1 protein-coding gene is annotated in these 1,651 nt (G+C 70.1%); it reads left to right on the top strand.

Annotated features, from left to right (window positions below):
- Positions 1-555 precede the first annotated feature (555 nt).
- Entirely contained in the window at positions 556-1,560 is a 1,005-nt protein-coding gene (locus tag ACIBEF_RS19855; protein ID WP_357203091.1) for a LacI family DNA-binding transcriptional regulator, read from the top strand.
- Positions 1,561-1,651 lie beyond the last annotated feature (91 nt).

Genomic DNA, 1,651 nt, shown 5'->3' on the forward strand with positions numbered 1-1,651 from the left:
CGCGCCTTGCGACGCCTCCGCGCCCCGCGTCGCGCGCCTTGCGACGCCCCGCGCCCCGCGTCGCGCGCCTTGCGACGCCTCCGCGCCCTGGTCCCCGCGTCGCGCTTCCTCCGGCGTCCGCGTTTCGTGGCGTGCCCGATTCACGGTGCCTCGTGCCTGGCGATGGCAGTGCCTTGTGACGCCTCGCTTGCGCGACTGGACATGATCCACTCGCGTTCCAGGAAGTCGCGGTGTCCGAAGCATCGGGACACCGCGACTTCCTGAAAACCGAGTCGATCATGGTGGCGTGGGGACGTCGACGCACCGGGTGGCCTCGGGCGCTGGCAGGTGCGGGGACGGCCGACGTGAGGTGTGGGCGGCCGTCGGCAGGCGCGGCTGTCGGCTGTCGGTGTCGCGGCCGGGGTGCAGTCGCTGATCAGCCCCGAGTTGCGGGCCGAGATCGCCGACGGCAAGGTGCCGGAATGGTCGGCGGTGGGCAGAATGCGGCAGCGGGCCAGCAAGCGCAGCGCATTTTGCTGTTCATTTCTTTCATGTAGGTGACGTACCATTGCGGCCGTGACCAAGCGGTTGACTGAAGTTGCCAAGAAGGCGGGCGTCAGCGAGGCCACCGTCAGCCGGGTGCTCAACGGCCGCGACGGGGTCTCCGAGGCGACCCGCACCGCAGTGCTCACGGCGCTGGACGTGCTCGGTTACGAGCGGCCGACCAAGCTGCGCGGCGAGCGCGCCCGGCTGGTCGGGCTGGTGCTGCCCGAGTTGCAGAACCCGATCTTCCCGGCACTGGCCGAGGTGGTCACCGGCACTCTCGCTCAGCGCGGCTACACCCCGGCGCTCTGTGCCCGCACCATCGGCGGCGTCTCCGAGATGGACTATGTGGAGATGCTCCTCGACCACCAGGTCTCCGGGGTGATCTTCGCTGGTGGTTCCTACGCACTCACCGACGCCCGACACGACCACTACCGTCGGCTCACCGACCGGGGCCTTCCGGTGGTGCTGGTCAACGCCGGCGTGGACGAGTTGGGCTTCCCCCGGGTCTCCACCGACGACGCGGTGGCGGTGGAGCAGGCGTACGGGCACCTGCGCTCGCTCGGGCACGAACGCATCGGCATGGTGCTGGGCCCGGAGGGGCATGTGCCGTCCCGGCGCAAGCTGGACGCCATGACCCAGGCTGCCGGCTGGGGCGAGGGCGACGCCGAGTGCGTCGAGCGCTCCAGCTTCTCGTTGGAGGGAGCGCGGGTCGCCGCGACGAAGTTGGTCGAGCGGGGCGTGACCGGCATCATCTGCGCCAGTGACGTGCTCGCGCTGGGCACGATCCGGGCGGCCCGCCGGCTGGGCCGTTCGGTTCCGGCCGACGTGTCGGTGGTGGGTTTCGACGACTCCGCCTTCATGACGTGCACCGATCCGCCGTTGACCACTGTGCGGCAGCCGATCGAGACGATGGGGCAGGCCGCCGTGGATCTGCTGGTCACCCAGATAGAGGGTGCCGGCGTTCTTCAGGACGAGCTGCTGTTCGAGCCGGAGTTGGTGGTGCGGGGTTCCACCGCGCCCGCCCCCGGCCGCTAGACGAGTAAGTCCGAAGTTGGTTCAGTGGTCGTAGGCGATCAGGGATCTCGTCACGGGCTGGCCGGTGGTCCGGTTGTGCCAGATCGCGGCG

The sequence above is a fragment of the Micromonospora sp. NPDC050795 genome (assembly GCF_044456785.1).
Classification (GTDB): domain Bacteria; phylum Actinomycetota; class Actinomycetes; order Mycobacteriales; family Micromonosporaceae; genus Micromonospora.